This window comes from Oxalobacteraceae bacterium OTU3CAMAD1, from assembly GCA_024123915.1.
Classification (GTDB): Bacteria; Pseudomonadota; Gammaproteobacteria; order Burkholderiales; family Burkholderiaceae_D; genus Rugamonas.
In genome coordinates this window covers 6,195,316-6,219,094 of record CP099650.1, presented here as the reverse complement: position 1 = coordinate 6,219,094, position 23,779 = coordinate 6,195,316, and the positions used below count along the sequence as shown (strand labels likewise).

Genomic DNA, 23,779 nt, shown 5'->3' with positions numbered 1-23,779 from the left:
TTACGGTTTGTTGATGTCGGCTTCTGTTGTAAAGGCGTCGGCGTAGAATTCCTCCTCCGGCAAACGGCACTGCGCGACAAAGTCCTGCTTGGCCGAGTCGACCATCACCGGCGCGCCGCAGGCGTAGACCTGGTGGCCGGACAGGTCGGGCAGGTCGGCCATGACGGCCGCGTGCACGTAGCCGGTGCGGCCGTTCCAGTTGTCTTCGGGCAGCGCGGCCGAGATCACCGGCACGTATTTGAAGTTGGGCAGGATCGCTTCCCACTGGCGGCACAGCGCGTCCATGTACAGGTCTTGCGGGCGGCGGCCGCCCCAGTACAAGGTCATCGAACGCTGCGAGTCCTGCGCCCGCAGGTGCTCGACGATCGCCTTGATCGGCGCGAAACCGGTGCCGGAGGCCAGCAGCACCATCGGCTTGTCGGTATCCTCGCGCACGAAGAAGGTCCCCATCGGGCCCTCGAAGCGCAGGATGTCGCGCTCCTTCATCGTCGTGAACACCTGGTCGGTGAACAGGCCGCCCGGCATGTGGCGGATGTGCAGGGCCAGCGGCTGGCCCTGGTCCGGCGGCGAAGCGATACTGTAGCTGCGGCGTTTGCCGTCGCGCAGCATGAATTCGATATACTGGCCGGCGCGGAATTTCAGCGTCTCGTTGGCCGGCAATTGCAGGGTCATCACGACCACGTCCGGCGCCACTTTTTCCAGGGTCGCGACGCGCGATGGCATCTTGCGGATAGGATAGTCGTCGCTGCCGGCCACTTCGCGCGCTTCGATGACCAGGTCTGCGTGCGCGGTGGCGCAGCAGAACAGCGAGTAGCCGGCTGCTTCGTCTTCCTTGCTCAGCGCGCGTTCCTGGTGGGCCTTGTGCGTCACCGAGCCGGACAAAACCTTGCCCCGGCAGGAACTGCAGGCGCCGTTCTTGCAGCCGTAAGGCAAGCCGACACCGGCGCGGATGGCGGCCGCCAGGACGGTTTCGTCTTCCTCGCAGCTGAATTGGTGGCCGCTAGGCTGTACAGTAATTTGAAACGTCATACAATCCTTCAGATGAAAAACATCAAGCTAATCAATCACGAACTACATTCCCACGCATTCAACCGGCCGCGTCTGCTGATCGTCGGCTGCGGCGACGTCGGCATGCGCCTGGTGCCGCTGCTGCGGCGCCATTTCCGCGTGTTCGCCACCACCAGCCAGCCCGAGCGTCGCGCCGAATTGCGCGCGCTGGGCGCCGTGCCGCTGGTGGCCGATCTCGACCATCCCGCCAGCTTGCGGCGCCTGGCCGGGCTGGCCCAATACGTGGTGCACCTGGCGCCGCCGCCGGCCGAGGGCGCGCTGGACCGACGCACGCGTAACCTGACCGCCATTTTACCTGAGCAAGGCCGCATGGTTTATGTCAGCACCACCGGGGTGTACGGCGATTGCGGCGGAGCGTTGTTTGACGAGAGCCGTCCGGTGGCGCCGCGCAACCCCCGGGCCACGCGCCGGGTCGACGCCGAGGCCGTGCTGCGGCGCTGGGCCGTGCGTGCCGGTTCGGACCTGTCCATACTGCGCGTGCCGGGGATTTATGGGGCCGAGCGGCTGCCGATCAAGCGCTTGCAGCAGGGCACGCCGGCCTTGCTGGCCGCCGAGGACGTATATACCAACCATATCCATGCCGACGACCTGGCGACGATCATCGTCAGCGCGCTGTTTGGCGGCTTGCCAAACCGTATCTACCACGCGGTCGATGACAGCGATATGAAGATGGCGGAGTATTTCGACGCGGTGGCGGACGCTTTCGGCATGCAACGTCCGCCGCGTTTGCCGCGTGCTGAATTGCAACAGGTGATCACGCCGGCGCTGCTGTCGTTCATGTCCGAGTCGCGCAGGCTGAGCAACGGACGCATCAAGCGGGAATTAGGCGTGCGGTTGCGTTATCCGACGGTGGCGGGGATGCTGGCGGGGATGTGAGGTCGGCGGGCGGCAAGGTGGACAAGGCATGGCCGCCCGGTTTTTGCGTACTTTTGCTTACTTCTTCTGCTGCACTTTGCGCAACTGCTGCTTGCGCTGGGTCTGATTGCGGTTTTGCTTCGCTTCGTAGAGCGCGGTGGCGTCTTTCTTCGCCTGTTCAACCGTGCGCATCTCTTCCTTGTCGTCGTGCGCGACAAAATAATCGGCGTCCTGGGCGTCGACCACCAGCTTGATCGCGGCCGCGTCGTCGAGGTCGTAGAGCTCGTGCAGCAGGGTGGTTACCTCATCGAGGAATTCTTCGTAGGTCATGGGCGCCTTAGTGTTGTTGGATTGCGGTTGTTGGTCCGGCCAGAGGCGGGAAAAACGTCATTTTAAACGACCAGATCATGTCGAGCGTTGGTACTCGCACATAGTAGCGGGGCGGCGCTTGTAGTTGCCCAGCAAAAAGGTGTAAAAAGAGACTGAGACTTATACCAGTGCAAGCCCGATGTCAGCTTTCTGTGTCAAACTATTAAGATGACTTGCTTGACGCGCATCAAAAAAAGCGGCGCTTGATGCGATATTGTTGTTATCTCTAAGAGGAGCTCGCGTATGCCAGCCACTTTGCATCCGACCAAAGAGCAGGTCCGTGCCTACATGCAGTTGCGTGAGTGCGACCGCCGTCCGCCACCGACGCCGGAAGAAATCCGTCGTCAGTTGGGCTGGCGCTGCGCGTCCAGCAGTGCGGGCTTCGGCTCGACCTCGACGATCTTCCTCCCAAGCACCATTGCGCAACTGGCTACTTTGATGGCCGTCGAATGGTGTTTCCTCGCCTCCGGCCTCAGCCGTTCCAACTGAGTTGCTACAAATCTTTACAATGTTTTATACCTTTTCTTGCAACAAATTTCTTACTAGCATAAGAAATAGGTGTAAAATCTATCAAAATCTCACACAAAAACAGCTCGGGTTAGCCGTTCGTTAACAAAAACGTGTATTATCGCGGCTAGGCACTAAAAACCGGCATAAACGTTCGCGTTTTGTAGTGCTTCACTGGTAATTGAGCTAAAAATTTTATTTACCCATGTGTCGTTTTTTTGCGAAAGCGGCCACGAACCTACTTAAACATTATGTCTATCAAAGAAATCACCGCATCCCCAACCTACAATCCGAACCGCGTCCTCGACGCCATCATCGAAAAGCTGCAACTGAAAAACGATGCTGCGTTGTCGCGCGCCCTGGAAGTAGCACCTCCAGTCATCAGCAAAATTCGCCACAATACCCTCCCGATTGGTGCAACCATCCTGATCCGTATGCACGAGATCAGCGATTTCAGCATCCGCGAGCTGCGCGAACTGATGGCGGCCTGATAGGCGACCAACAAAAAAGACAACGGCGCGCACCTCTCGGTAACGCGCCGTTTTCTTTGGTGGGTCCGGTTTTGGTCGGCCCGCTTGGTTTTGCTTACGCTGTCGTGTTGATCGTCGTGCCGATGCGCTGGCCGTTGCTGTTCACGGTTGGAGCGGGTGCCGCTTGCTGTGGCGGCGGTGCCGGTGGCGCCGCTTGCTCGGCAGGCTTTGGCGCGGCCTGCACCGGCTCCGCTTGACGCGGCGGTGGCGTTGATTGGACTGCGGCGCTGTTTGAGGCGACTGAATTGACGGCCATGATGAGCTCCCAGGACGGTGGAGTTCAGAGTATGCCACTTATTTAATCATGCCGCCTGCTGGTGTTGCTTGTTTTTGGTGACCGCGCGCGTCATCGGGGGGCCACAGATGGCGGATTACGCTTCGCTAATCCGCCCTACGTGGTTTAGATGACGCTTGGCTTTGTGGTCGCAGGTTGTCTTAGCTCAGGGTTGGACGGCCGCTGAACAGGCCGGACTGGTTCGGGACTTTGGCGGCTACTGCCTTCTCTGGGCTGCCGCAAAAAGCGACTTTCTCTTCGGGAGAGCCGCAAAACGCGTTGGCTTGCTTCTCAGGCGAACCGCAAAATGCGTTGGCTTGCTTCTCAGGAGAGCCGCAAAACGCATTGGCTTGCTTCTCTGGGCTTCCACAAAACGCGTTGGCCTGCTTTTCTGGCGAGCCACAAAATGCGTTGGCTTGTTTTTCTGGGCTGCCACAAAACGCGTTCGCTTGTTTCTCTGGCGAGCCGCAGAAGGCGTTTGCCTGCTTTTCTGGCGAGCCACAAAACGCGTTGGCCTGCTTTTCAGGCGAGCCGCAGAAGGCGTTGGCCTGTTTCTCAGGGGAGCCGCAGAAGGCGTTGGCCTGCTTTTCAGGGGAGCCGCAGAAGGCGTTGGCCTGTTTCTCAGGGGAGCCGCAGAAGGCGTTGGCCTGCTTTTCAGGCGAACCGCAGAAGGCGTTGGCCTGCTTTTCAGGCGAGCCGCAGAAGGCGTTGGCTTGGGTGGCGCCTTCGAAGGCACGCTTGGCCGGACGCACATAGGCCTCGCCGAATTCCGCTTCGTACAGTTCCTTCATCCGCTGCCCGATGCGCGCCAGCGCCGCTTCGTCTTCCTCGCCGCGCATGCCGACGTACGGGAAGTGGTGCAGGAAGTAGCCGAACACGGCCTCGCAATCGGCGGCGTACTTCATCGTATCGAGGATGTGGTAGTGCCAGAACGTGTCCACGTCGACCAGCGGCGAGGTCTGTTCGTGGGGGTATTTTTTCATCAGCGTCAGGAACCGGCGATATTCCAACTCGATAGCGTTAACATGTTCCAGCGACCAGCCTTCGCCGGATTCTTTATGCATCAGCTTGACCTTGATGGGGTCCAGATCCAGGGCGTTGATGACGTTCATGGACATCTCCTCTAATTGATACGGGTTAAGAAACATTGCGAGCAAATTGATTTTTGCCTAACTTTGCTTCTTCACATTTGATATTTATCAATGTTGCTGAGGAAATTCCTACAAGTCGCTGACTTGTCCTAGCCAGCCACGGGGTAAACCGGAGGGGGATCAGGCGATGACGTTGGCGGTCAGGTGACCGGCGTCGTTGATGTCGTTGATATCGTCGTTGGAAGGCGGGGGAACGTGGTCGATCGGCACCGAGATGGCGACCGTGGTGCCGGCGTTCGGGCTGCCGATGATGGAGCAGACGCCTCCGAGCAAGCTGATGCGTTCCTCGATGCCGACCAGGCCGAACGAACCCACCTTGTTGCGATTGCTCGCCCGCATGCCGACGCCGTTGTCGGTAATGGTCATGCTCAGCATGCCGCCGGCCTGCCGCAATTCCACCCGCACCAGGCTGGCGTGCGCGTGCTGGACGATGTTGCTCAGCGATTCCTGCAGCACGCGGAAGAAGGCGGTGGCGCAATGGTCGTCGATGCGGATGTCGCGCTGGTGCTCGATCAGCTCGCACACCATGCCGGAGCGCTGGCGGAACTGGGCGATTTGCCATTCGACGGCGGCGTTCAGGCCCAGGTCCAGCACGTTCGGACGCAGGTCGTTGATGATGTGGCGCACGCTTTTGATGGTGCTGTCGATCTGGCTGAGCGTGCTTTTCGCGCGGGCGTGCAGGCGCGGATGGCGGTGGCGGGTACGGGTGGCCAGCATGTCCGCCTCGATGCGCAGCACCAGCAGGTTCTGGCCCAGGTCGTCATGGATTTCACGGGCGATGCGCTTGCGTTCCTGCTCCTTGATCTGGTCGGCGTGCGCGGCCAGCCGGCGCAGCTTGTGGTGCGACTGCTGCAGCTTGGCCTGGCTGTCGCGCAATTCCTTGGTCATGACCTTGGCCATCTTGATCGCCCGCATGCGCGACGACGACAGCGTGTGGATCAGCAGGTAGAACAGCAGCGAGCCGATAAAACCGCTCAACATGGCCAGCCACGGCAGGAACAGGTCGAAGCGGCTCGACCAGGCCGCCTTGGGCGCGCTGAAGTGGGCATGCCACTGGCGGCCGTTGAACATCAGCGGCAGCACGATGCCGAACTGGTCGGCCGCACGCACGTTCTCGCCGCCGTTGACCTTGTTGTCGAATAATAAAGTGGGCGCCGACGAGGCCGAGGAACGGTCGCTGCTCTCGCCGCCGTCGTACAGGCGCAGGCGCACGTCGCGCACCTGCATCTGGTCCATCGCCAATTGCACCAGGCGCGGCACGCTGAAACCGATGCCGACCGAACCCCGGTAGGCGGCGCGGCGCTCCTGGACATTGGTCAGCGGCATATCCTTGCGGTATAGCGGCAGGCGGATCGCCATGCCGCCGCCCTGGCCGAAGCTGTCCATGTCGATCTGCTTGCCGGAGGTGCTGATCTCGCCGGTGTCGCGCGCGTTGGCCAGGGCCTGCGCCACCGGCGGCTTGTGCGTGATGTCCAGGCCGACCCGCCAGCGGAACGCCGCGATCGGCTCGATCATCGTGATGACGGAATAGTCGGCGCGGCGGCCGGTCGGCTGGATGACATAGTCGGGATAGCCGTTGGGGGTGCCGTCGCCGCTGTGCCGCGATACCTTTTCGAAATTCTCGCGCTGCGCTTCGGTGATGTACTCCGCGAAGTTGATGCTGACGAGCGCGGGAAACTGGGTCGACAGTTTCAGTCCGCGCACAAAGCGGTGGAAGTCTTCGCGTTCGACCTTGTCGCTGGCGTCGAAATAGCTGGCCGTGGCGCGCAGCACGTCGGCATAGGTGTCGATGCGGGAGCTGATGTGGTACTGCGCGTTGCGCGCCTGGTGCATGAAGCGTTCGCCGGCGTCGTACTCGACCATTTTATAGGCGGCCACATAGCACAGCGCACCCACGCCCAGGGACAGCATGATGCCCGCCCACCAGACGGATTTGGGCGGGGAAAACATTTGTCGCTGTGCCAGCAGTACCTCCATTGCGTTTGCCTTTCAAGCAACTTCTGTCATATTTCGCCCTGCCTGAATATAGAAAATATTACTCATGCGAGTCAAGTAATTTTATTAAAAACGCCATTTGTCCAGGACGTTGTTCACGCGTGGGGATGAAAAAAACCGGTGCCTCCTCGCGGGGTGCACCGGTTTCATGGAGGCTAAACGCCTTATTTGGCGACGAAGCTGTCTTTTAGCGTCACGATGCGGTTGAACACCGGTTTGCCGGCGCTCGAGTCGACGCGGTCGGCGACGAAGTAGCCGTGCCGCTCAAACTGGAAGCGCTGGTCCGCCTGGGCGGCGCTCATGCCCGGCTCCAGATAGGCGGTGACCACTTCCTTGGCGTTCGGATTGAGCAGCGACAGGAATTCCTTGCCGCCGGCGTCCGGCTGGGCGTCGGTGAACAGGCGGTCGAACAGGCGCACCTCGGCCTGCAGCGCGGTGGCGGCGGACACCCAGTGGATGTTGCCCTTGACCTTGTAGTTGTCCGAACCAGGGGTGCCCGATTTGGAGTCCGGGAAGTAATTGACGTGGACGGCGACGACTTTGCCGTTTTCATCCTTGTCGAACCCGGTGCACTCGGTCACGTAACCGTGGCGCAGGCGCACGCGGCTGCCCGGCTTGTCGTCGATCGGCGGGTAGTAGCGGAAATAGCCCTTGCTCGGCACTTCCATGAAGTCCTCTTCCTCGATCCACAGCTCGCGCGTGATCGGGAAGGTGCGCACGCCCATTTCCGGGTGGTGCGGGTGGACCGGCGACGTGCATTCCTCGCTCTGGCCTTCGGGATAGTTGTCGATGATCAGCTTGAGCGGACGCAGCACGGCGGTGGCGCGCGGCGCCTTCGGATCGAGATCCTCGCGCAGGCAGCCTTCCAGGGTGCTCATGTCGATCCAACCGTCGGACTTGGTCACGCCGATGCGCTCGCAGAACAGCTGGATCGCCTCCGGCGTGTAGCCGCGCCGGCGCAGGCCGACGATGGTCGGCATGCGCGGATCGTCCCAGCCGCTGACGATGCCGTCCTCGACCAGCTGGCGCAGCTTGCGCTTGCTGGTGACCACGTACGTCAGGTTCAGGCGCGAGAACTCGTACTGGCGCGGCAGCGGCAAGGTGAAGAAGCCGCCCTCGGCCAGGGTTTCCAGCAGCCAGTCGTAGAACGGGCGGTGATCCTGGAATTCCAGCGTGCACAGCGAATGGGTGATGTTTTCCAGCGCGTCCGAGATCGGATGCGTGTAGTCGTACATCGGGTAGATGCACCAGGCGTCGCCGGTGCGCACGTGGTGCGCGTGGCGGATGCGGTAGATGGCCGGGTCGCGCATGTTCATGTTCGGCGAGGACATCGCGTCCTCGCTGATCTTGGCGCGCAGGATGTGCTCGCCGTCGGCGTATTTGCCGGCTTTCATGTCGCGGAAGATCTTCAGCGATTCCTCGCGCGGACGGTCGCGGAACGGCGAATTCTTGCCCGGCGTGTTGAAATTGCCGCGATTGGCCGCCATATCCTCGGCCGACTGGCTGTCCACGTAGGCGTAGCCCTTGCCGATCAGGTACTCGGCCATCGCGTACAGCTGGTCGAAGTAGTCGCTGGCGTAGTGCAGGTGGTGCTCGACGCCGCCGTCCGGTGTCGGGTAGTCGTAGTTGAACCCCAGCCACTTGACGCTGTCGATAATGGTGTCGACGTATTCCTGCTCTTCCTTGGCCGGGTTGGTGTCGTCGAAGCGCAGGTTGCAGCGGCCCTGGTAGTCGCGCGCCAGGCCGAAGTTGACGCAAATCGACTTGGCGTGGCCGATGTGCAGGTAGCCGTTCGGCTCCGGCGGGAAGCGGGTGATGACGCTGGGCATGCCTTCGCGCACATGGGCGCCGGCGGCCAGATCGTGTTCCACGATCGCGCGCAGGAAATTCGAAGGCAGGGCGGGTGCGGGGCTGTTTTTTTCGTTGCTCATCTGAAAAGTGGGCTTTGCAAGAGTTCGTGTAAAGGGCATTTTACCGTATCCCCTCCGTGGGCTGAGGGGAAATGCTGCGACGCGGCGGCCCGGCCGGGATAGCTGCTGGTGCGACGGGTATAATTCGCCTTTAATTGTTTCGGCACATGGCCGCGGAGTTTCCAAAATGGAAAATCACTACAACACGCTGGGGATCGCGCCCAACGCCACCGAAGACGAGATCAAAAAGATATACCGTTCGCTGGCGATGCGCTTCCACCCGGACCGCAACCAGGCGCCCGGCGCCGAGGCGCGCTTCAAAAGCATCACCAAAGCCTACGAGATCCTGTCGGACCCGGTCAAGCGCGAGGAATACAACCAAAGCGTCAACCACCGCATCATCATCGATTCGGAAGCCGAAGCGTACCAGTTATGGCGCTCGGTGTTCAATCTGCACGGCACCGTCCTGCCGCCAGCGTGACCACGGAAACACGTAGGGCGGATTAGGCGGCACGCCGTAATCCGCCAAGCGCCGCCAGCGGCTCAAATATATAGACAGCAAGAAAAACGAAAGCAAGCAATGAGAAAAGTACACCCCGAATTCGCCTATCAATCGCGCGAACTGGAAGGCCAGATCGAAGGCATTCTGGGCGATCCGCCCGACCGCAAGAACTACCAGCGCATGATCGACGCGCTGGTGTCCGAGTACGCCAGCGGCGGCGGCATCGAGGATGTCAACATGCTGGCCTTCGCCCTGGTCGACCACATCGAGTTCAGCGACCCCAAAGGCCTGCTGGCCGAAGCCCAGGACTACGAGTTCGGCGACCCGGCCCGCGTCTTCGCGATGGCCTCGTGCAAAGGCGAGGCGGCGCAACAGATGTACGCGGCGCTGCAAGAAAACCTGCCGGAACTGGCGCGCCAGGCCATCATCACCGCCTTCCTGTTCAAGCATCCGCGCAAGTGGGACGACGACGACCAATCGCTGGAACAACTGTCGGCCAACGACGACGGCGACGATATCGAGGATGAAGACAACGCGACCGACGACTTCGCCCAAATGTTCGACAAGGAGGATTAAACCATGTCCGACGAAAACAAAAGCAATCTGCCCGCGCTGAGCAAGCAAGTGACCGAACTGGTGCTGGCCGGCTCGCTGGGCCACGCCGAACTAGCCTTCGCCGAAGCGGCCGACCAGTTCGGCGACCTGGCGGTGGTGGAAGTATTGAGCAACATCCCGCCGCAAGTGACGGCGCTGCACATGGCCGGTTTCGACGGCGGCAAGATGTCGCTGGCGACCCTGCTGGTGCCGCCCAAGGCCTGGGCCGACAGCCTGGCCTTCTTCGCCGCGACCTGGCAGGACGACCTGATCGAGGACGACCCGGAGCGCATCGCCGAATCGCTGTTCGCGCACGTGCACGGCGTGGTGTTCTCGACCGACGACGAGGAGCGCCGCAGCGAGCTGCTGCAGGCCGCGTCGGCGACCGACCACGGCGCCACCATCTTCGCCATCCTGTTCTCGATGGCGCCGAAGGAAATCCTGGAGGTGGCCGGCGAGATCATCGCCAAGGGGCCATATCTGACCGGCCAGACCTCGTCCGACAACGACGTCGTGCCGCTGGCGATCGCCTTGGCGCAAGCGTCGGAGGACGGCTGGGACCGCTCGCTGTTCGAGCTGTTCCCCGAGTTCCGCCACAGCGCCGACCTGGCCGACGCCGAGTTCAGCGACGACCCGGACGACGAACCGACCTTCCTGCAGCGTTCGACCAAGGAATTGCTGTACCGCTTGCGCAAGCAGGTACCGTCGACGCGCAGCGCCAAGGCGGGGTCGCGCCGCAGCGTCGGCACCGGCATCTTCTCTTGATGGAATCTTCGAAGGATACCGAAGCGATGCTGCCAGCACTAGTAGTAGAGAATTTGCCGCGCCTGACGCGGGCGATCCAGCAACTGGCGACCCATCCCGATGACGAGGCCGCCTATGCGCTGGCCGACGAGTTGACCGGCATCACGGCGATGGTGGCCGAGAAGTTCACCAACGACCGCACCGCCGAGGGCATCCAGAAGGCGCTGCAGCTGACGGTGGGCGGCGTGTCGCTGGGGCTCGACCACGTGATCCCGAACGACACGGATCTGGCGGCGCTCGACTACCTGATCGAGCACGGTGCCGAGCACGCGTTCCAGATCGGCTTCCGCATGATCAAGGAATTGTCGGCCTTGCCGGAGGATACCCTGGTCGGCGAGTACGATACCGATCCGGTGTATTCGGCGCGGCGCTTGCGCGATCTGTTCATCGAGCTGTGCCAGACCGACCCGAACCAGAACTGGAACGGCGGGGATCGGTATTCGGTCATGCTGAAGCAGCGCAAGGAAGTGCAGGCGATCGTGCGCCTGGCGGGTTGGCTGCGCCGCCACAACACCGAGGGCCCGGTCAGCGATACGGATTTGAATGCCGAGGGCGTGATCGCGCTGGCGATCATCTTCGCGATCGAGGGCGGGGGCAGGGTGGTGGCGCGCACCGGGCAGAAAGAGTTCGAGCGGTTCGTCAAATCGGTGCGCAAGAACAAGCCCGATTACGAGGAAGGTTGGGCGGCGCTGGTGGCCAAGGTGCCGGTGCAGCATCATCCGGTGTTGTTGGACCGGATCGAGAGTTATCGCCAGACCTGTACCGTGATTCAGCATATCAAGGGCCGCACCGCGATGAAGACCTTGTTCGCCGAGTTGGAGAACTATGCCGGCTCCGAATTGGACGCCGACTACTCATGATTTTTACCGGCCCGGCTTGACCTGGCAAAGGCTGGCGCGCGCCAGGCTTGAGCGCGCGTCCGCCACCGCGCGCAGGCGTTCTTCGAGATAGGCGCTCACGCGGGGATGCTGGCTGAAGGCGACGTTGAAGCGGATATGCTGGTCGGGCGTGTCGTTGGCCGAGAACGCCGCGCCGCGCATCAGCAGGATCTTGTTGCGGTAGGCATCCTGCACCAGCAAGTCCACGTCCACCCCCTCGGGGATGGAGCCCCACAGGAAAATGCCGGCGTCGCCGGGCTGCTCGAACACTACGCCTGCCGCGTTCAGTTGCAGCGCGCTGGCGTTGCGCGCCACCATGATCTTGCGTTGCAGCCGCTCCAGGTGCTTGCGCAGGTTGCCGGCCTTGAGCACTTCCAGCAGAATGTATTCGTTCAGCGCGGGCAAGGTCATGATGGCGTGGATCTTGGTGCGCATCAGTGGCTTGAGCAGGGCGGGCGCGGCGGCCAGGTAGCCCATGCGCAAGGCCGGGCTGAGCGCCTTGCACAGGCTGGAGTAGTAGATCACGCCGTCCAGTTCGGCCAGCGAAGCCAGCCGCGTGCTGTGACCCTGCTGGAAATGGCCGTGCACGTCGTCCTCGGCGATCAGAAAGCCATACTGCTGCGCCATGATCAGCACCTTGTGCAGGTTGGCGGCGCTGCTGCTCCACCCGGTGGGATTGTGCAAAGCCGTCTGCACGAACAGCAGGCGCGGACGGTGCGCGCGACAGGCGGCTTCCAGTTCGTCCAGGTCGAGGCCGTCGGGGCGGCGCTTGATGGGCACCAGGCGCGCGCCGTCCTGGCGCAGCCTGCCGAACATCAGGAAATATCCGGGATCTTCCACCAGCACCGTATCGCCGGGCTGTAGAAACGTGCGGCAGATCAGATCGATTGCATGGGTGGCCCCGAACGTGGTGAGGATGTGGCTGGCGTCCGCAGCGATGCCGATGCCGCGCAACAGCAGGGCGATCTGCTCGCGCAGCTCGGCCAGCCCTTGGGGCGGACAACGCGAGGCCATGCCAGCCGCGCTCCGCGCCAGGCCGCGTTGCACGGCGGCGGCCGGCAGCGCATCCTGCAGCCAGGTGGGGGGCAGGGCGCCGCTGCTGGCCAGCAGCACGCCCGGCCGCTGGTCGTTCACTTGCTGGATCAGCCAGACCGGCTCCTGCTCCTGGCCCGCTTCCAGCGCCACCTCGTCGGGAACGGCGCGGCTGGCGTCGGTTGGTGCGCAGACGAAGAAGCCCGCCGTGCCGTGCGTATCGATGACGCCCGCTGCCACCAGTCTGTCGTAAGCCACCACCACGGTGTTCGTGCTGACCGCCAGCTGCATGGCGAGCTGGCGGATCGACGGCAGCCTGGTCCCGCCAGGCAGGACGCGTTGCGCGATCTGCTGGCGCAATGCGGCCTCGATCTGCCTGGACAGGGCGATGGGCGAGGAGCGGTCGATGGCGAACATGGGTGGAAGTCTAGCGTAAAAACGTCACGGCGAGGACCAGCAGGATGGCGCCCATCGCCAGATTGAATAGGCGCTGGTTGCGTGGCGGTTTCAACACGCTGCGGATCGAGACGCCAAACAGCGCCCACATGGCGTTGCACGGCGTGCCCACCACGGTGCCGACCACGGACACGAGCAGCGCGCCGGCCAGCATATTGCTCTGCGAAGGCATGAAGACCGACGCCATGGTGATCGCCTTGAGCCAGCTCTTGGGGTTCAGCGCCTGGAACAGCGCCGCCTGCGCAAACGATACGGCCTTCGGTGCGCCGGCTCCCGCCACCGAGGCGCCGGCAAGCTTCCACGCCAAAAACATCAGGTATAGCGCGCCCGCGATCCGCAACACCTGCTGCGCCATCGGGTAGGCGATGAACACGCTGCCCAGCCCCACGCACATGAGCATGGTCTGCACAAAGATGCCGACCTGGATGCCGAGGATCACCGGCAGCGCGCCCCGATAGCCGAAGTTGGCGCCGGTGGTGGCCAGCATGACGTTGTTCGGCCCGGGCGTGGCGGACATCACAAAGCAATAGCTCATCAGGGGCAGGAGTTCGGTCATGGTGTGGAGTCGCAACGTGGAGAAGGCTCCCAGTCTAGAAGCGCGGCGCGGGCGGGACAAGGCACAAGCGGTCAGGTACAAGCACATGCTGTATCAGTCGAACGACTGCTACAGCGGCTAGTCATGCTTTCGCCGCCTCCAGCGCGATCGCCCTGAACGCCGCCACCAGCGGCGATATCTCATCTTTTCGCTGCGCCAGCAGCAGGGCGGTGGTGGCGTCCTTGTCGGCCAGCGGCCGGTACAGCACCCCGCTCAAGCGGATGATGTCGAACGAACTCGGCAGCACCGCGATCCCGAACCCCGCCGCCACCAGCCCCGCCATCGTCGACGCCTCGCCGGCCTCCATCGCGATGGTCGGCTCGAACCCGGCCGCACGGCACAGCCGGAAAATCTGCGGGTGGATGCCGGTGCCGGCCGTCTTCGGATACATCACCAGCGGCTGCCCCTCCAGATCGCTGATCCGCAAGGTTTCCCTGGCCGCCAACGGATGCTCCTCCGGCAGCACCATCACCAGCGGATCGCGCCGCAACTCCGTTGTCATCACCGCTTCGGGCAGCGTCGACTCCGGCGGCCGCACCAGCCCCAGATCGAGCTCGCGGCTGGCCAGCGCGTTGATCTGCGCCAAGGTCGATCGCTCATGCAAGGTCAAGGTGACGCCCGGATAGCGCTGGCGGTAACGGTTGATGACGGTTGCGAACAGCGGCGTCAGCGGCGTCGAAAACGTGAAGCCGACCCGCAATTCGCCAGCCTCGCCACGCTCGGCCCGGCGCGCCGTCTGCACCGCCTGCTCCGACAGCGACAGCACGCGGCGCGCATCGTCCAGGAACAGTTTTCCCGCTTCCGTCAGGCGCACCCAGCGCTTGCTGCGTTCCAGTAACTGAGCGCCCACTTCGGCTTCCAGCATCTGGATCTGGTGGCTCAGCGGCGGCTGGCCGATGTGCAGGCGCTCGGCGGCGCGGGTAAAGCTCAGCTCCTCGGCGACGGCGACGAAGTAGCGCAAATGACGTAATTCCAAAGCCGAGGCTCCTTTTTTGTTATCTTTTTAAAGTATGACTAACGCCTTAAATATATATTGGACAGTCGTACAGTGCAATCCTAAGATGACCTCATCGAGTTTTGCATCGGAACACCAACATGTCTTCAAGCACAGCTTCGGCATCCTCTCTACCCATCCCACCGGTACCGTACGCCCCAACGGCACGTATCGCCGCCGGCAGCGCGGAATTCAAGCGCAGCAACCGCGCCATGTTCTTCGGCGGCTTTTCCTGTTTCGCGCTGCTGTACTGCGTGCAGCCGCTGATGCCCTTGCTGTCGCACGAATTCGCCCTGAGCGCCGCGCAGAGCAGCATGGTGTTGTCGGTCTCGACCGCCGCGCTGGCCCTGTCGCTGGTGGCGTCGAGCGCGATGTCCGAACGCCTCGGCCGCAAGCCGCTGATGGTGGCGGCGATGGCGATCGCCGCGCTGATGACGATACTGAGCGCCTTCGCCCACAGCTATCCGCAACTGCTGGCGATGCGCGCGTTGCTGGGCGTCGCGCTGGGCGGCATGCCGGCCATCGCCATGGCGTATCTCGGCGAGGAGATCGAGCCGACCTCGCTGGGGCTGTCGATGGGCCTATACATCAGCGGCAGCGCCTTCGGCGGCATGGCCGGGCGGGTCATCACGTCGGTGCTGAGCGACCATTTTTCGTGGCGGCTGGCGATAGGCGCGGTCGGGGTGGCCGGCGTGCTGGCGGCGTGGGAATTCTGGCGCAGCCTGCCGGCCTCGCGTCATTTCGTGCCCTCCGGCGGCGGCGTGCGCTCGATGGCCTCCGGTTTCAAACTTCATTTGTCCGATCCGGGCATGCCGTGGCTGTTCGCGCTGGCCTTCCTGCTGATGGGCGCGTTCGTCAGCCTGTACAACTACATCGGCTATCGCCTGCTGGGCGCGCCGTTCGGCTTGAACCATAGCCTGGTCGGCGCCGTGTCGTTCCTGTATCTGCTGGGGATCTACAGCTCGGTCTGGGCCGGGCGCCTGGCCGACCGCTTCGGCCGCCGCCATGTGCTGTGGGCGGTGATGGCCATCATGATCGTCGGCTTGTTGCTGACCTTGTCCAACTGGCTGCCGTTGATCGTGGCCGGCGTGGCCCTGTTCACCTACGGTTTCTTCGCCACGCACTCGGTCGCCAGCAGCTGGGTCGGACGGCGCGCGACCACCGGCAAGGCGCTGGCGTCGGCGCTGTACCTGTTCTTCTATTACCTTGGTTCGAGCGTGATCGGTTCGGCCACCGGCGTCATGTGGGGCCGCGACGGCTGGCCCGGCGTGGTGGTGGTGTTGGGCCTGGCGCTGTTGCTGGCGATGGCGGTGGCGCTACGCCTGCGGCGTCTGGCGCCGCTGGGCGCGGCGGAAAAATAATCAACGCGGACACTCGGTGTAGCTCTTCCTGCCGTCCGGATAGATGTTAATGCAGTAGGTCAGCAGGGCGGTGATGATCTTGTAGGTACGGGTCTTGTTTTCGCCGTCCGGCGTGCTGAGTTCCACCATTCTGGCACCCTGATACCACTTCGGCGGCACCGCCTCGCGGGCGGCGTCGAACCCGCGTTGCAGCCTGGCCTGTTTGCTGTCGGGCGGCGGCAGCGGTTCGGCGATGGGGAAGGTCTTGCGCAACTCCTTGTCGATCTTGCCGGCGTCGCGCTTGGCCTGCGCCAGCATGCTGTCGGTGTTGGGCGGCTGTGGCCCGGCCGGTGTTGGTGCGAAGGGATCGTAGGGAGCTGGCGCTGGTGCGCCCGCGCTCACCGCCATTGGCGCTGCCGGCTCGGGTTCGGCACTTGGCGAAATTCGTCGGTGCGCGGCGGGTTGCCTTTTGACGCGGGGCGCCTGCGGTGGCGCCACACTCTGAGCTTCCACTTTCGGCCAAGGCAGCAGCCATTGAATCGCGTCGCGCGGCGCGCGAGGCGTATCCGTCATAAGCTGGCTTTGCAAGAGGAAATAAAGGGCCGCGACGTGCGCCACGCCGGTCATCAGCAAGCCAGGCCAACGGTCTTGGCGGTGTAATGTCATGGTCGGCATTGTAGCCGTGCCGTAGACTGCGATTTATCTTAATTGCAACTCAATCGCAAGTATCGCCGCGCGATCCCGATGGTCTAATCCCGCGCTTCGCGCACGGCGATGCAGCGTTTACTGGCCCGCTTCTTTCTGATGACGTACCGCCAAGATTACGACGGTATCGGTATCGGGTTCGACTCGGTAGCGCGCTACATAGCCACTGTCGCCAAAATCAATTGACCATTCCCTGAACGCTTCCTCCATGTCCTCAACCGGCCGCCCAATTTCTGGACGATGCCCAAGCATCGTGACGCCGTGTCTGATGGCGTGCACGGCGCGCGTCGCGGCGCCCGGATTGTTACCCGCCAGAAAACGATAACGTCGCTGGACGTCACGCAACGCGCGCGGCGACCAGATCAGTCGTGACATTCAGGCGGATCGATGTCGTTTCCATCGGCCAGCTGCGCCAGCCAGGCGTCGGCCTGGTCGGCGGTGACATGCAACCCGGCGGTTTGATACTCCTCCCACGCCTTTAACGTATCTTGTTTGAATGTTTCGCGCTTTTCCTCACGCTCGACATACTGTGCGATGGCCTCGCGCAACATCCAGTGCGGAGTCCTGCGGCGCGATTGCGCCAGGTGTTCAAGACGGGCGCGGGTATCCGGGTCAAGCTTGACCGACATTGGGCGGGCAATAGCAGCGGCCATAAGAGCGCTCCCTGTGCGTTAGTGATAAGTAATACCTTATCATACCTTTCCCAAATCGGCATGCAGCAGCCGGTGGTATTCGAAGGCTTCCTGTATGTTGTCGCGCAAGGTCTGGTCGTCCCACGGCTTGGTGTAGAAGCGGTAGATCTCGCCCCGGTTGATGGCGTTGAGCACCGATTCCAGATCGGCGTAGCCGGACAGGATGATGCGTATCGTGCCCGGGTACATGTTCTTGACCCGGCTGAGGAACTCGGTGCCGTTCATGCCCGGCATGCGCTGGTCGCTGATGACCACCTGCACCTCGTTCATGGCCAGCATGTCGAATGCCTGCTCGGCCGTCTCGGCGCTGAGGATATGGTAGCCGTCGACGCGGAACAGCCTTTTCAGCGACGAGCGGATCGACGATTCGTCGTCCAGCAGCAGCAAGGTTTGTTGTTGGCGCTGCACCGCGCTCAGCTGCGGCGCCAGGGCGCGCTCCTGCCGCAGCAGCTCGGCGAAGTCGCCCGGCAGCAGCGGCCGGCTGAAGAAGTAACCCTGCATCTCGTCGCAGCCATGGCGCCGCAGGTAGGCCAGTTGCGCCTCGGTTTCGACGCCCTCGGCAATCACCTTGAACCCAAGGCTATGGCCGAGCGCCAGCACCGAGCGCACGATCGCGGCCACCTTCGGCTCGGTCAGCATCTCGCGCGTGAACGACTGGTCGATCTTCAGGTAGTCGACCGGGAATTGCTTCAGGTAGGCCAGGCTCGAATAGCCGGTGCCGAAGTCGTCGATCGACAGCGCAATGCCGAGCCGCTTGAGCTGCTCGACCACCGCCACCGCCTCGCCGACGTTGTGCATCATCAGGCTCTCGGTCAGCTCCAGCTCCAGGTATTGCGCCTCCAGGCCGCTGTCCGACAGGGCCGCCAGGATCTCGCCGGTCAGCGCCGGATCGCGGAACTGGCGCGCCGACAGGTTGACGGCCACCCGCAACGGCGTTAGCCCGGCCGCTTGCCAGGCCTTGTTCTGCGCGCAGGCGGCGCGCAGCACCCAGCGGCCGATCGCCACGATCATGCCGGTCTCCTCGGCCACGCCGATGAAGCGCGCCGGCGACACCATGCCCATCGTCGGATGGCGCCAGCGCAGCAGCGCCTCCATGCCCACCACGGCGCCGCTGCGCAAATCGACCTTGGGCTGGTACTGCAAACTGAGCTCGTTGCGCGGCAGCGCGTGGCGCAGCTCGGCCTCGATCATCGTGCGCTCGGCGATGCGGGTGTGCATGGCCGCCTCGTAGAACTGGATCTGGTTGCGGCCGGCCTCCTTGGCGCGGTACATGGCGATGTCGGCGTGCTTGAGCAGTTGCTGCGGCTCGGCGCCATCGTTGGGGTAGACGCTGACGCCGATGCTGCAGGTGACCGTGAACAATTGCTTGCCCAGCGCGACCGGCGCGCTGACGGCGTCGAGCACGCGCTCGAGCAGGATGGACATGGCGCGGCCGTCGGCGTCCGGCATCAGCAGCAGGAATTCGTCGCCGCCGAGCCGGGCGACGGTGTCGCTCGTGTCGAGGCAGGCGCTCAGGCGCGCGCCGATGGTGCACAGCAGCTCGTCGCCGGCCTGGTGGCCTTCGCTGTCGTTGACCAGCTTGAAGTTGTCGAGGTCGATGAACGCGACCCACACGCCGTGGCCGTAGCGTTGGGCGTAGCTGATGGCCTGCGCCATGCGGTCGCCGAACAGGGCGCGGTTGGGCAGGCCGGTCAGCGCGTCGTGGCTGGCCTGGTGCTCCAGCTGTTCCTGGTAGTTGATGGTTTCGGTCAGGTCGGTGAGCACGCAGACGTGGTGGGTGATCTCCGCGCCGGTGTGCACCGGCGCCAGGTGCAGCTGGGTCCACAGCGGCATGCCGTCGCGATGCTGCGCGCCCATCAGCAACGTCACCTCCTGGCGCGATTGCAGTGCCGCGCGCAGCGCCTCGCCGTCGTCGCTGTGCTGGTCGTGGCCGAGCATCAGTTCCAGGCGCCGGCCGTTGGCGTCCGCGTCGCTGTGGCCGAACAGGCGGGCGAAGGCCGGGTTGGCGTACTCGATCAGGTCGCCGTCCGGGCCGTGGGCGGTGATGACGATGGCGTTGACGCTGGCGTCGAGCGCGCGGCCGCGCAATTGCAGCATCATCTCGTTCTGTTTGCGCTCGGTGATGTCCTCGATCATGCCCAGCACGCCGATGATGTTGCCGTACTGGTCGTGGAACGGCAGCTTGCTGATCAGGAACCAGTGCACCGAGCCATCGGCCAAGGTCATGTGGTCCTGGTAGTCCAGCTGCGGCCGGCCGCTGGCGACGATGGCGGCATCCTCGGCACGGATGGCCTCGGCGTTGTGCGCCCACGGCATTTGCTCGTCGCGCTTGCCGGACACTTGCGTCGTACTAGCGAGTCCGGCGGCGCGCGCGAACACTTCGTTGCCGCCGAGATAGTTGCCGTCGAGTCCCTTCCAGAAAATCTGGTGCGGGATCTGGTTGATGACCAGGTTTTTCAGCTCGCGCGAGGCGTGCAGTTCCGCCGCCATCTGCAATTGTTCGGTGACGTCGTGGACGACGACGAAGCGCGATGGATGGCCGGCGATGGTCACCGAATGCGACGAGATCTCCACTTCGATATGGCTGCCGTCGCGCTTGATGTGGGTCCAGCTGCCGGCGCGCTCGGCCCCTTTGCCGGGCGCGGCGGCCAGGTTGCGCGCGAGACGTTCGAGCTGTTCGGGCGGGCGGATGTCCTTGATCGTCATCTGCAGGAATTCGGCCTCCGTGTAGCCGTAGTGGGCCACGGCGGCGGCGTTGACGACCAGGAACTGTAGCGTTTGCAAGTCATACACCCACATCGGTTGCGGATGGGCTTCGAACAGGTGCTTGAAGCGCAGCCGCGACTCGAACACGTCGTAGTCGTCGAGCGGGTACGACAGGCACAGGTAGTGGCCCGGTTGCTGCGGCGTGGCGCGGCGCCATTCCACCGTCTGCGTGACCATGTGCGGCACGCCGCCGGCGCCGACCAGCTCCAGTTCGCCGCGCCAGTAGCCGCGCGCGCGCGCCGTCGGCAGCGCCTCGTCCTTGAGCATGGGCACCGACCAGGTCGCGTATAGCGAAGCGGCCGGCGCCTCGTCGGCGATGGGGCCTAGCGCCGAGCGGGTGTGGTCGTTGAACCACAGCAGGTCGCCAGCCTCGTCGATCGAAAAAGCGAAGTAGGGACTGTCGGCGAAAAAATGCTCCAACGGCTGGGGTTCGGTGTCGCGGAGGTGTGCGGAATACTGGTGACTGTCCATGTCCGTTCTGGAGGGGCGGGCTTTGTTAATTAATACTAACAGATGCGGCCGGGCGTGCGTAGCACAGCTGGCTCATCCGGCTAGGGTGGTGATTTCGATGGCGCTCTGACCTGCGTCAATGAGCGGTCGCGGGGCCTGCAACTGGCGGTATGCCCGAGGGTCGAATCTGCACTGGCACGCCTGTGCCTGATCCTACAGGGGAGGAGTTACCATGCTGCAAACGAACGACATCGGGTACCGGTTTCATTTACTAGAGCAAGCGATAGGGCAGGCGGCGCAGGCGAGTTCCGCCGAGCCCAATCTTCCGAGCGAGCTGCGCGACAGTATCCAGCGCGTGGACCGGCTGTCGGACACGGCGCGCGAAGTCTTGCTGTCGCAGGACGCCCAGCGCATCCACAAATTGATCCGCGATATGGAGTTGATGGCCGAGCGCGCCAAGCGGGTGTGCGTCAACATTCCGCAGTTGTCCGCGCAGATGAAGGGCTCGGTCACGTACATGCACAGCCAGATCATGGAGTTGAAGCGGGATGCGTTGATGTGAAGAGGCCCGGGGCGCACGAACCGCCGTGTTCCACGTAGGGCGGATTAGCCGAAGGCGTAATCGGCCATGCATGTGCCGTCGGCGGCGCAGGAATGGCCGATTACGCTGCGCTAATCCGCCCTACGTGTCTACACGGTTTTTTCAGGCTACCCGTATCACCGCGATCATCTCGCCGATCTCGTCGAGGCCGGTTTCCTCGAAGCCGAAGCTTTGGTAGAACGTGCGCGCGGCGACGTTGCCAGGCTTGTAGCAGATCGTGATCAGCTTGACGTCCGGCTTGGCCTTGAGCTCGTCGAGCAGCAGTGCCATCGCGCGTCGGCCGATGCCTTTGCCCTGGCGGGGGAAATCCACCATGAAGCGGTAGATGCCATACTCGCCCGGATTGTCGTTCGACTGGCGGTCGTACAGCAGGAAGCCGGCCGGCTCGCCGTCGCAGTAGATGCCGCGCGGGATGTAATCGGCGTAGAACTTGGCCTGCGCGATCGAGAAGGCATTGCTGGCGATGAAATCGCGCTGGTGGTCGGGCAGCTCCATCTCCATGAAGGCTTCGAAGTTGTGACCGGTAATTTCTTCCAAAGTGACGTTACTGCTCATGCTTAAAGAACTCCTTTGTTGCGCAAGGTGGTGATGTCAGCGTCGCTGTGGCCGAGCAAATCGCGCAGCACCTCGTCGGTGTGCTGGCCCAGCAGCGGCGGTGGCAGGGTCGACGCGTCGTCGGCCGGCGCGCCGGACATGCGCATCGGGCTGCGCACCAGCTTGACCCTACCGGCGGTCGGGTGCGGCACTTCCATCACCAGTTCGCGCGCCAGCACCTGCGGATTTTTATAGACATCGTCGAGGTTGTTGATCGGGCCGCAGGGCACGCCGACCGCTTCCAGTTTATCGATCCAGAAATCGCGGCTGTGCGCCAGCACCATGGCGGCCAGCAGCGGCACCAGCTCGTCGCGGTTTTTCACGCGCAGCGGATTGGTGGCGTAGCGCTCGTGGAAGGCCAGGTCGCCGCGCCCGCCCACTTCGACAAACTTTTGATACTGGCCGTCGTTGCCGGTGGCGACGATGATGTAGCCGTCCGAGCAGGCGAAGGTTTGATACGGCACGATGTTCGGATGCGCGTTGCCCCAGCGCTTGGGCGGCTTGCCGCTGTTCAGGTAGTTGCTGCCCATGTTGGCCAGCATCGCCACCTGCACGTCGAGCAGCGCCATGTCGATGTACTGGCCGCCGCCGTCGCGGTCGCGCTGGGTCAGCGCGGCGAGGATGGCGATGGTGGCGTACATGCCGGTCATCAGGTCGGTCAGCGCAACGCCGGCTTTTTGCGGGCCGCCGCCGGGCAGGTCGTCGCGCTCGCCGGTCACCGACATCAGCCCGCCCATGCCCTGGATCAGGAAGTCGTAGCCGGCGCGGTGCGCGTACGGGCCGTCCTGGCCGAAACCGGTCACCGAGCAATAGACCAGGTCCGGCTTGATCGCCTGGAGCGAGTCGTAATCGAGGCCGTAGCGTTTGAGCTGGCCGACCTTGTAGTTCTCCAGCACCACGTCGCAATGCTTGACCAGCTCGCGCAGCAGCGCCTGGCCCTCGGCGCTGGCGATGTCCATCGTCACCGAGCGCTTGCCGCGGTTGGCGGCCAGGTAGTAGGCGGCCTCGGTGGTGTCGTTGCCGTCGGCGTCCCTGGCGTAGGGCGGACCCCAGGCGCGCGTGTCGTCGCCGGCGCCGGGACGTTCGATCTTGATGACGTCGGCGCCCAGGTCGGCCAGATTCTGCGAGCACCACGGTCCGGCCAATACCCGGCTCAGATCGAGCACGCGGATGTGGCTTAACGCTTTTTGAGCTGTCATGATATGTCTAACCTTTTGAGTAATCCTATCAGGCCGCCAGTGTAGTGTCTGCGCAGCATTCGTGATAGGGTGGGAGTTGGTTTTATAACAAATATTTTCCGCTGGAGGCAGAGCTATGTGGCCGTATCCTAAAATTGTTGCACATCGCGGCGGCGGGACGCTGGCGCCGGAAAACACCGTCGCCGGCCTGCGCGCCGGCCTGGCCTACGGCTTCCATGCCGTCGAGTTCGACGTGATGCTGTCGCGCGACGGCATCGGCATGGTGATGCACGACGCCGACTTCGGCCGCACGGTGGCCGGGCGGGGCAGCGTGCCGGAGACGGACGCCGTCGACCTGGCCTCGATGGACGCGGGCGCCTGGTTCGGCCAGCAGTTCAAGGACGAACCGGTGCCGTACTACACGCAGTTCATCGACTACTGCCAGGCCCAGCGCATCTGGATGAACGTGGAAATCAAGCCGGCCGACGGTTTTGAAGTGGAAACGGGCCGCTGGGTGGCCAGGGTGACCCGCGACAGCTACGCCGACGAGATCGCCGCAGGCGACCCGGCCGCCGTCCCCTTGTTGTCGTCGTTCAGCTTCGACGCCTTGGCGGCCGCCCGCGACGCCGCCCCGGACTTGCCGCGCGGCTACCTGCTGGACCGGATTCCCGACGACTGGCAGGCGCAGGCGCGGGAATTGGGCGCGGTCGCCATCCACACCAACCACAAGCATTTGACCGCCGAGCTGGCGCGGGCGATCAAGGCCGCCGGTTATGGCTTGTTTTGCTACACCGTCAACGACCCCGAGCGGGGCAGGGAGATCCTGTCCTGGGGCGTGGACGGCTTTTGCACCGACCGCATCGATTTGATCGGGCCAACGTTTGCCTGACAGCCAGCCTGGCAACCCTTCCCCTGGCGGGGTCATATATAATCAACCCT

Annotated in this window: 25 protein-coding genes; 10 read left to right on the top strand and 15 right to left on the bottom strand. The window is 63.4% G+C overall.

The genetic code is table 11. The annotated features are described in order from the left end of the window. Positions 1-1,029: a CDP-6-deoxy-delta-3,4-glucoseen reductase gene (locus tag NHH88_26570; protein ID USX13190.1), complete on the bottom strand. Its 1,029-nt coding sequence runs from the start codon at positions 1,027-1,029 to the stop codon at positions 1-3. A 12-nt stretch (positions 1,030-1,041) separates the two neighbouring features. Between NHH88_26570 and NHH88_26565 the strand changes: the two genes are divergently transcribed. Further along, positions 1,042-1,944 carry an SDR family oxidoreductase gene (locus tag NHH88_26565; GenBank protein USX13189.1) on the top strand — a complete coding sequence of 301 codons (903 nt, stop codon included), beginning with the start codon at positions 1,042-1,044 and terminating at the stop codon, positions 1,942-1,944. 57 nt (positions 1,945-2,001) lie between these two features. Here NHH88_26565 and NHH88_26560 read toward each other — a convergent pair whose 3' ends face one another. Further along, positions 2,002-2,253, bottom strand: a complete 252-nt coding sequence (locus NHH88_26560; protein ID USX13188.1) for a hypothetical protein — start codon at positions 2,251-2,253, stop codon at positions 2,002-2,004. Positions 2,254-2,535: 282 nt separating this feature from the next. Between NHH88_26560 and NHH88_26555 the strand changes: the two genes are divergently transcribed. Then, entirely contained in the window at positions 2,536-2,781 is a 246-nt protein-coding gene (locus tag NHH88_26555; GenBank protein ID USX13187.1) for a hypothetical protein, read from the top strand. A gap of 269 nt (positions 2,782-3,050) precedes the next feature. Next, positions 3,051-3,290, top strand: coding sequence for a hypothetical protein (locus NHH88_26550; GenBank protein USX13186.1), 240 nt, complete (start codon positions 3,051-3,053; stop codon positions 3,288-3,290). A gap of 94 nt (positions 3,291-3,384) precedes the next feature. Here NHH88_26550 and NHH88_26545 read toward each other — a convergent pair whose 3' ends face one another. The 4 genes from NHH88_26545 to NHH88_26530 all read right to left on the bottom strand — a co-directional run bounded on the left by NHH88_26545 (position 3,385) and on the right by NHH88_26530 (position 8,680). Beyond that, positions 3,385-3,585 carry a hypothetical protein gene (locus NHH88_26545; protein ID USX13185.1) on the bottom strand — a complete coding sequence of 67 codons (201 nt, stop codon included), beginning with the start codon at positions 3,583-3,585 and terminating at the stop codon, positions 3,385-3,387. A 179-nt stretch (positions 3,586-3,764) separates the two neighbouring features. Next, on the bottom strand, positions 3,765-4,715 hold the full coding sequence (locus NHH88_26540; GenBank protein USX13184.1) for a hypothetical protein: 951 nt from the start codon (positions 4,713-4,715) through the stop codon (positions 3,765-3,767). Positions 4,716-4,874: 159 nt separating this feature from the next. Further along, on the bottom strand, positions 4,875-6,731 hold the full coding sequence (locus NHH88_26535) for a CHASE domain-containing protein (GenBank protein USX13183.1): 1,857 nt from the start codon (positions 6,729-6,731) through the stop codon (positions 4,875-4,877). Positions 6,732-6,913: 182 nt separating this feature from the next. After that, on the bottom strand, positions 6,914-8,680 hold the full coding sequence (locus NHH88_26530; GenBank protein ID USX13182.1) for a glutamine--tRNA ligase/YqeY domain fusion protein: 1,767 nt from the start codon (positions 8,678-8,680) through the stop codon (positions 6,914-6,916). Positions 8,681-8,846: 166 nt separating this feature from the next. Here NHH88_26530 and NHH88_26525 point away from each other — a divergent pair, with 166 nt between their 5' ends. The 4 genes from NHH88_26525 to NHH88_26510 all read left to right on the top strand — a co-directional run bounded on the left by NHH88_26525 (position 8,847) and on the right by NHH88_26510 (position 11,419). Continuing rightward, positions 8,847-9,140 carry a J domain-containing protein gene (locus tag NHH88_26525; protein ID USX13181.1) on the top strand — a complete coding sequence of 98 codons (294 nt, stop codon included), beginning with the start codon at positions 8,847-8,849 and terminating at the stop codon, positions 9,138-9,140. A gap of 99 nt (positions 9,141-9,239) precedes the next feature. After that, entirely contained in the window at positions 9,240-9,737 is a 498-nt protein-coding gene (locus NHH88_26520; protein USX13180.1) for a hypothetical protein, read from the top strand. A 3-nt stretch (positions 9,738-9,740) separates the two neighbouring features. Then, positions 9,741-10,520: a hypothetical protein gene (locus tag NHH88_26515; protein USX13179.1), complete on the top strand. Its 780-nt coding sequence runs from the start codon at positions 9,741-9,743 to the stop codon at positions 10,518-10,520. Between the two features lie 26 nt (positions 10,521-10,546). After that, entirely contained in the window at positions 10,547-11,419 is an 873-nt protein-coding gene (locus tag NHH88_26510) for a hypothetical protein (GenBank protein ID USX13178.1), read from the top strand. A gap of 3 nt (positions 11,420-11,422) precedes the next feature. Here the strand turns inward: NHH88_26510 and NHH88_26505 are convergent, their stop codons facing one another. From NHH88_26505 to NHH88_26495, 3 genes are all read right to left on the bottom strand, one after another. Next, positions 11,423-12,886 (bottom strand): PLP-dependent aminotransferase family protein, encoded by a 1,464-nt coding sequence (locus NHH88_26505; protein ID USX13177.1) that lies wholly within the window; start codon positions 12,884-12,886, stop codon positions 11,423-11,425. Between the two features lie 10 nt (positions 12,887-12,896). Then, positions 12,897-13,481: a LysE family translocator gene (locus NHH88_26500; GenBank protein USX13176.1), complete on the bottom strand. Its 585-nt coding sequence runs from the start codon at positions 13,479-13,481 to the stop codon at positions 12,897-12,899. Between the two features lie 121 nt (positions 13,482-13,602). Continuing rightward, on the bottom strand, positions 13,603-14,496 hold the full coding sequence (locus NHH88_26495) for a LysR family transcriptional regulator (GenBank protein ID USX13175.1): 894 nt from the start codon (positions 14,494-14,496) through the stop codon (positions 13,603-13,605). 119 nt (positions 14,497-14,615) lie between these two features. Between NHH88_26495 and NHH88_26490 the strand changes: the two genes are divergently transcribed. After that, complete coding sequence (locus NHH88_26490) at positions 14,616-15,875, top strand: MFS transporter (protein USX13174.1); 1,260 nt, start codon at positions 14,616-14,618, stop codon at positions 15,873-15,875. Here NHH88_26490 and NHH88_26485 read toward each other — a convergent pair whose 3' ends face one another. The 4 genes from NHH88_26485 to NHH88_26470 all read right to left on the bottom strand — a co-directional run bounded on the left by NHH88_26485 (position 15,876) and on the right by NHH88_26470 (position 20,488). Then, complete coding sequence (locus NHH88_26485; GenBank protein USX13173.1) at positions 15,876-16,262, bottom strand: hypothetical protein; 387 nt, start codon at positions 16,260-16,262, stop codon at positions 15,876-15,878. 375 nt (positions 16,263-16,637) lie between these two features. Continuing rightward, on the bottom strand, positions 16,638-16,934 hold the full coding sequence (locus NHH88_26480; GenBank protein ID USX13172.1) for a type II toxin-antitoxin system RelE/ParE family toxin: 297 nt from the start codon (positions 16,932-16,934) through the stop codon (positions 16,638-16,640). Next, complete coding sequence (locus tag NHH88_26475; protein USX13171.1) at positions 16,922-17,212, bottom strand: CopG family ribbon-helix-helix protein; 291 nt, start codon at positions 17,210-17,212, stop codon at positions 16,922-16,924. The genes NHH88_26480 and NHH88_26475 overlap by 13 nt, the downstream gene beginning before the upstream one ends. Positions 17,213-17,251: 39 nt before the next feature. Then, positions 17,252-20,488: an EAL domain-containing protein gene (locus tag NHH88_26470; protein USX13170.1), complete on the bottom strand. Its 3,237-nt coding sequence runs from the start codon at positions 20,486-20,488 to the stop codon at positions 17,252-17,254. Between the two features lie 211 nt (positions 20,489-20,699). On the opposite strand from NHH88_26470, the gene NHH88_26465 reads away from it, so the two are divergent. Continuing rightward, positions 20,700-21,029, top strand: coding sequence for a hypothetical protein (locus tag NHH88_26465; protein USX13169.1), 330 nt, complete (start codon positions 20,700-20,702; stop codon positions 21,027-21,029). A 141-nt stretch (positions 21,030-21,170) separates the two neighbouring features. Here the strand turns inward: NHH88_26465 and NHH88_26460 are convergent, their stop codons facing one another. Continuing rightward, a complete protein-coding gene (locus NHH88_26460; protein ID USX13168.1) occupies positions 21,171-21,623 on the bottom strand; it encodes a GNAT family N-acetyltransferase in 453 nt (150 codons plus the stop codon). Between the two features lie 2 nt (positions 21,624-21,625). After that, entirely contained in the window at positions 21,626-22,861 is a 1,236-nt protein-coding gene (locus tag NHH88_26455) for a CoA transferase (GenBank protein ID USX13167.1), read from the bottom strand. 115 nt (positions 22,862-22,976) lie between these two features. Between NHH88_26455 and ugpQ the strand changes: the two genes are divergently transcribed. Further along, complete coding sequence (gene ugpQ, locus NHH88_26450; GenBank protein USX13166.1) at positions 22,977-23,729, top strand: glycerophosphodiester phosphodiesterase; 753 nt, start codon at positions 22,977-22,979, stop codon at positions 23,727-23,729. The last annotated feature ends 50 nt before the right edge of the window (positions 23,730-23,779 follow it).

Excerpts from the sequence above, each read along its gene's own strand:
- NHH88_26535 (USX13183.1), bottom strand. The coding sequence starts at position 6,731 with ATGGAGGTACTGCTGGCACAGCGACAAATGTTTTCCCCGCCCAAATCC.
- NHH88_26465 (USX13169.1), top strand. The coding sequence starts at position 20,700 with ATGCTGCAAACGAACGACATCGGGTACCGGTTTCATTTACTAGAGCAA.
- ugpQ (USX13166.1), top strand. The coding sequence starts at position 22,977 with ATGTGGCCGTATCCTAAAATTGTTGCACATCGCGGCGGCGGGACGCTG.
- NHH88_26480 (USX13172.1), bottom strand. The coding sequence starts at position 16,934 with ATGTCACGACTGATCTGGTCGCCGCGCGCGTTGCGTGACGTCCAGCGA.
- NHH88_26460 (USX13168.1), bottom strand. The coding sequence starts at position 21,623 with ATGAGCAGTAACGTCACTTTGGAAGAAATTACCGGTCACAACTTCGAA.
- NHH88_26505 (USX13177.1), bottom strand. The coding sequence starts at position 12,886 with ATGTTCGCCATCGACCGCTCCTCGCCCATCGCCCTGTCCAGGCAGATC.
- NHH88_26470 (USX13170.1), bottom strand. The coding sequence starts at position 20,488 with ATGGACAGTCACCAGTATTCCGCACACCTCCGCGACACCGAACCCCAG.
- NHH88_26525 (USX13181.1), top strand. The coding sequence starts at position 8,847 with ATGGAAAATCACTACAACACGCTGGGGATCGCGCCCAACGCCACCGAA.
- NHH88_26530 (USX13182.1), bottom strand. The coding sequence starts at position 8,680 with ATGAGCAACGAAAAAAACAGCCCCGCACCCGCCCTGCCTTCGAATTTC.
- NHH88_26570 (USX13190.1), bottom strand. The coding sequence starts at position 1,029 with ATGACGTTTCAAATTACTGTACAGCCTAGCGGCCACCAATTCAGCTGC.
- NHH88_26475 (USX13171.1), bottom strand. The coding sequence starts at position 17,212 with ATGGCCGCTGCTATTGCCCGCCCAATGTCGGTCAAGCTTGACCCGGAT.
- NHH88_26540 (USX13184.1), bottom strand. The coding sequence starts at position 4,715 with ATGAACGTCATCAACGCCCTGGATCTGGACCCCATCAAGGTCAAGCTG.
- NHH88_26555 (USX13187.1), top strand. The coding sequence starts at position 2,536 with ATGCCAGCCACTTTGCATCCGACCAAAGAGCAGGTCCGTGCCTACATG.
- NHH88_26560 (USX13188.1), bottom strand. The coding sequence starts at position 2,253 with ATGACCTACGAAGAATTCCTCGATGAGGTAACCACCCTGCTGCACGAG.
- NHH88_26520 (USX13180.1), top strand. The coding sequence starts at position 9,240 with ATGAGAAAAGTACACCCCGAATTCGCCTATCAATCGCGCGAACTGGAA.
- NHH88_26455 (USX13167.1), bottom strand. The coding sequence starts at position 22,861 with ATGACAGCTCAAAAAGCGTTAAGCCACATCCGCGTGCTCGATCTGAGC.
- NHH88_26515 (USX13179.1), top strand. The coding sequence starts at position 9,741 with ATGTCCGACGAAAACAAAAGCAATCTGCCCGCGCTGAGCAAGCAAGTG.
- NHH88_26490 (USX13174.1), top strand. The coding sequence starts at position 14,616 with ATGTCTTCAAGCACAGCTTCGGCATCCTCTCTACCCATCCCACCGGTA.
- NHH88_26550 (USX13186.1), top strand. The coding sequence starts at position 3,051 with ATGTCTATCAAAGAAATCACCGCATCCCCAACCTACAATCCGAACCGC.
- NHH88_26545 (USX13185.1), bottom strand. The coding sequence starts at position 3,585 with ATGGCCGTCAATTCAGTCGCCTCAAACAGCGCCGCAGTCCAATCAACG.
- NHH88_26500 (USX13176.1), bottom strand. The coding sequence starts at position 13,481 with ATGACCGAACTCCTGCCCCTGATGAGCTATTGCTTTGTGATGTCCGCC.
- NHH88_26485 (USX13173.1), bottom strand. The coding sequence starts at position 16,262 with ATGGCGGTGAGCGCGGGCGCACCAGCGCCAGCTCCCTACGATCCCTTC.
- NHH88_26565 (USX13189.1), top strand. The coding sequence starts at position 1,042 with ATGAAAAACATCAAGCTAATCAATCACGAACTACATTCCCACGCATTC.
- NHH88_26510 (USX13178.1), top strand. The coding sequence starts at position 10,547 with ATGCTGCCAGCACTAGTAGTAGAGAATTTGCCGCGCCTGACGCGGGCG.